The 4,493-nt window shown below is 56.8% G+C and carries 4 protein-coding genes; 3 read left to right on the top strand and 1 reads right to left on the bottom strand.

All coding sequences use genetic code 11. From position 1 onward, the window contains the following. Window positions 1–577 precede the first annotated feature (577 nt). Together AWB78_RS41540 and AWB78_RS47320 are read left to right on the top strand one after the other, a co-directional pair. A complete protein-coding gene (locus AWB78_RS41540; RefSeq protein WP_062612988.1) occupies window positions 578–1,936 on the top strand; it encodes a hypothetical protein in 1,359 nt (452 codons plus the stop codon). Beyond that, on the top strand, window positions 1,933–3,177 hold the full coding sequence (locus tag AWB78_RS47320; protein ID WP_157697865.1) for a hypothetical protein: 1,245 nt from the start codon (window positions 1,933–1,935) through the stop codon (window positions 3,175–3,177). The genes AWB78_RS41540 and AWB78_RS47320 overlap by 4 nt, the downstream gene beginning before the upstream one ends. Before the next feature lie 220 nt (window positions 3,178–3,397). On the opposite strand, the gene AWB78_RS41535 is transcribed toward AWB78_RS47320, so the two are convergent. After that, a complete protein-coding gene (locus AWB78_RS41535) occupies window positions 3,398–3,961 on the bottom strand; it encodes a tyrosine-type recombinase/integrase (RefSeq protein WP_269768983.1) in 564 nt (187 codons plus the stop codon). Between AWB78_RS41535 and AWB78_RS41530 the strand changes: the two genes are divergently transcribed. Continuing rightward, a partial coding sequence (locus AWB78_RS41530) for a transposase (RefSeq protein WP_198399483.1) occupies window positions 3,955–4,493 on the top strand: 539 nt, incomplete at its 3' end. The two genes, AWB78_RS41535 and AWB78_RS41530, sit on opposite strands and share 7 nt — an antisense overlap.

The raw sequence follows: 4,493 nt of genomic DNA, 5'->3' as shown, positions 1-4,493 counted from the left end.
CCTCCGCTGACCTGCCTCTACCACGCCCCACGCGTTCCACCACATACTCTGAGGGGCGTCGTTCGTGGATCGCTTACGATGCGCCCCCTGAAGGATTGGAGGCAGCTGCGGGCGCGGAGGCGGCCGACGGACTTGAGGATGTTTCGGCCGGTGCTGCATTCGAACTGGCGGCGCCCGTTGGATGGTCAGGTCCTCCACCGCCGCAAGCAGACAAAGCCAACATCAAGCTTCCTGCAAACAGCCGACGGCAAGTTTGCGCATGCATAGTAGTCTCCTCTTAAGACCTTGAGGCGGGCGCTAATGGTTTGCTGGCAAGAATATTCATCTTGGTCCGTCCGCCTGTGAGCTTAATGGCAAAAAAGTAAGCGTCGGTTCGGCGCGCGGCCATAGTAAATTCTTACTATGGCTTTTGGTCGCGAGAGAGTCCTACGATTCCACTGTGCTGAGAAATGGCGCACAAGCCGTCAAAAACGTACGCGGATAGGGGAATGCAATGCAAGGACAATTTAGCGGTATCACAGCGGTCGCTGTGTCGTGTTTGCTTGCAGGTTGCATATCTTCGAAGACCGTGAGCGACATGCCAAAAAATCTTCAGCACGTAAATACTGAACAACCGTCTACTCGATACGTTGGCCAGGTCATAGAAATTCGATGGCCCATTGCGGTCGATAAGAGTGCGAGAGACAATTTCGTCGAAAGTGCGCGGCGAAACTTCTACTCAATTCATGGGTTTCACGCTCAAGAGAAGTATCTGGATGCGGTTCCCGAGTTCACCTTCGCGGCATCAACCTACTCAGCTGCGGAACTATATCAAGCGGTTTTGCGAAAGATGCCAGGTGCTGCGGTTCTCCTTGAGCCAGTGGTGCTCCGCGACCAAGGTGGTGCGGTCGTGGAGACTCCGCAGGTCGATGACGACATTCCCGCCGATTTCATCATTGAGGTTGTTGACCGGCAGTTCCCAGAGTTTCCCTTCATGAACACCTACCTGTCGTACACGGTCAGGACTGCGCCGTCCGCGTCTCCGGGAAACTGTGGTCTCTTGGTGGCAATGGAAGAAGAGGTGAAAAAATCGGAGGTGTTCAGCAGAGAGATGACGTGTAGAGGTAGCTTAGCCGACATGGCGCCGAACCCAATCTGGTATTTCGGCTTTGCCGATGAGGATGTCGGCACGCCACCCAAGGTTCAAAGCGCTTTACCGCTTCGAACCGACTCAGTGGTCGTTTTCCCGCCCGTGAGCTTGTCCTCGGCCGGTATGTTCGGAGTTTCGCAACCTGAGTATGTGAAAACGAGTAGGCCATCCAGTCCTGGTGACGTGTCTCAAATGATGCTGCACCCACATCTGTTGAACCTTGCGAGTGTTGTCGCGACCGCACCGTCAACGCTTGGAACGAGTCCAATTCCGGTAAATGGTCCGCGTCTGGCCCGGTACGTACGGAGCTTCGACGCGCCGCTTGCTGATTCAATAGAGAAGGGGGAGCGGCTAAGCCCGACTCAGCTGCACAACGAGGAAGTCATAAAGAAGCTTCTAGCCACCGAAATACTGCTTCGAGCGACGCGGGATGAGCAGCTATCAAACTGGATTCTCGCCGGGAAATACGGAAAGAACTTCCGTGCTGTCCGGGACAAGAGCTACTCGGGCTTCAACTCAATGATGGCGTCTAGTTGGCTCTCGGCGTTGGCAGTCACAGCTGCCGGAGCGGCCGCACCCCCCACTACGCCGCTGGGAACGCTTCAGCAGAACATGTCGATGCTCAATCAGCACGCTGCGAATATGGACACCGTCGGAAAGGGCTTGTATGAGCAGTTCATTCCTTCTTTGGACGCAATGGATGCCGAGTACGTGGAGTTCGAAGGCACGCGCGTTTCTCTCGCAAAGGGAAGTCAGCAGGATTTACGCCGTTCGCTGAAAGCCATCTATGCGAAATATAAGCAATGAAAGCTCGAAACTCCCTTTGCCTGATTTCTACCTGGCTTCTTGCGTCGTCGGCTCTAGCGTACGGCCCAACGCCGGCAACATGGGGAAACTACAGCAAGTTTCCAGACCCGAACAAAGGTACCTACGAAACCCGAAAGTACTCGGTCAGTACCGAACTGGACCTTGAACTGTTCCGAAAGTATCTTGCCAACATCGCAGATGCGGAAGCAGGGCTTCGAAACGATTGTGCGGGAGCGGCGGTCAGCAAGATGACGGCCGTTGTGAAGGGCACACGAGTTTTAGTATGGCCAACTCGATATCAGGAGTGCGAGGGATACGCGCGCTTGGTTGCGTCGGGAGATGTTCATTATCAGTCTCTCCTCACGAAGCTCAACAAGATGTTTGGAGCCGCCTACTCGCTCCCGACCGGTGACGCATCGATTGTATGGGAATGGGAGAGTGCAAAAGCAGGCTTCCTGCGATTTCCTGGCTGTGATGATGCTTCTCGCAAGATTGTGTTCGCCGGTGAGCCTGGTCTGTCTGCTTCCGCGCAAGAGGTCTTCGATGCCAACAAAGGCCGCTGCCCCGCCGGTTGGGTCGCCCTGTTCCAAGCCGACGATACGAGCACTAAGGAAAACAAGAAACTTTGCGGTAACGCAACGGCCGCCAGCGGCGGTCTGAAATCTGACGGCACACAGTGCTCGGAAGCCGCCGAAAGTCAATTGGAAGCTGATTTGCGTGCATTACAAGGAGATGAGGCAGGGCGCCTCCAGGCTCAAGGTAGTGGTCCGGGCGCGGGGACAGGACGGGGCGCCAGTCCTTCGGGAAACCTCCGTAGAGGTGCACAGGGCTTGGTCACTCTAGGCGCTTCCGGTAAGGCTGCCTCTCCAATCTACGGTGGCCAGACGGGCGAACTACTGGAGGCAGGAGTTCAGGCCGCAGTTAATGCCGGCATTCCAACTTATCAGAATGGCAATGAACGCGGTAGCCGCACAGGGTCTGGCTTGCAGAACCCGAGCGGAGCGGGCTGTGACCCTAGCACCGAGACGGCAATAGGCAACGATTACGCGAGCGAGACGAACTCATCAGCAATGAGAGGCACGTCAATAGAGCGTCAGCAATGCCTCATGGCGCGGGCAAGCGTCAAGATGTATCAACGCTTGTTACCTTACGCTCAACGCTGCAAACCAGACATGGTGGGAGGCGTCCAATCCAACTTGGCTGATTCTCAGCGACAGGCGAACGTGCTTTGCGGTGGATGAATGCCATACGGCGGTGTGAATGGAAGCGCGCTGTTGCATCGAATAGCCGCGAGCACGGCCGAACCCAAATTCGAGGGGTGCCGCCCGGAGTGCACCACTCACGACCCTAATCGCAGCACCGGCGTCGTTTGATGTCGGCGTCAGCAAGCGTAGCCCAACGACGAATGTATGTGTCTCGCGAGGCCAATCGATAGACCATGCAAGTTCCGCTCTACGGCGTTTAGGGAACACGGAACGCCTGTCGGACCTGGTGAGCTCTTCGGGTGTCGTCTCCGTGTAAGTACCTTGATGTCGTCGAAATCGAGGCGTGCCTGAGATTGTCCCGCACGCATACCAGGTCTACACCGTCCTCGAGTGCGTGCGTCGCATGGGTGTGTCGTAACCAGTGGGGACTCACCTGTCGCAGCGTGTCGGCGAGCAAGACACCTTCGTCGCCGACCGATTTCGCGGCTATGACGAAAAAACGGTTCATGACTTGTCGCAGCCGCGCTGTCGTGATGCCAGCGGGGTGTCCCGCCGACGTTTCCAAGGTCAGCATTCCGACCAGCTTCACGGAGCGCTGCCATCTCGCTCGGTCAACCGGTAAGCCGCGCTCGACAAGGTATTTTTCGAGTGCGCGCAAAGCAAGTGGCGGCAGCGCGACCTTTGCCTTCTTTTGTCCCTTGCCCACAAGATGGAGCCACATGTCGCCGTTCTTGTCTTCTTGAATGTCTCCTAGGAGTATGCGCGGCAGAAATCTGATGTCATCCGGCCGAGCCGGGTAAGCGTTGTTAGGAGATGCCAATAAGCTATCTTCCCTACGAGCCGCAGCAGCAGATGTTGCTGCCCCACGCGCTGCAAGACTGGCTGCCTGAAGGGCACCTGGCCTATTACATCAGCGACACGGTGGATTCGCTCGACCTGTCAAGCTTCCATGCGCGGTATGCGGGCGGCGGCCCGCGCAATCAACCCTTTCATCCGGCGATGATGGTGAAGGTGCTCGTCTACGGCTATGCGACCGGGGTGTTCTCGTCGCGCAAGCTGGCCAGGAAGCTGCATGAAGATGTCGCGTTCCGGGTCCTCGCCGCGGGCAACTATCAGGCGCATCGCACGCTTTGCGACTTTCGCGCCTTTCACTTGAAGGAACTGTCGGACCTGTTTGTGCAAGTGGTGAAGCTGGCCAAGGAATGCGGACTGGTCAAGCTCGGGACGATTGCCGTTGACGGCACGAAGATCAAGGCCAATGCGTCGCGTCATAAGGCGATGAGTTACGAGCGGATGAAGAAAGCCGAGCTGGAACTCAAAGAACAGATCGATGCGCTGCTGGCCAAGGCGAA

Source organism: Caballeronia calidae, from assembly GCF_900044055.2.
Lineage (GTDB): Bacteria > Pseudomonadota > Gammaproteobacteria > Burkholderiales > Burkholderiaceae > Caballeronia > Caballeronia calidae.
This window is presented reverse-complemented; position numbering and strand designations above follow the sequence as displayed.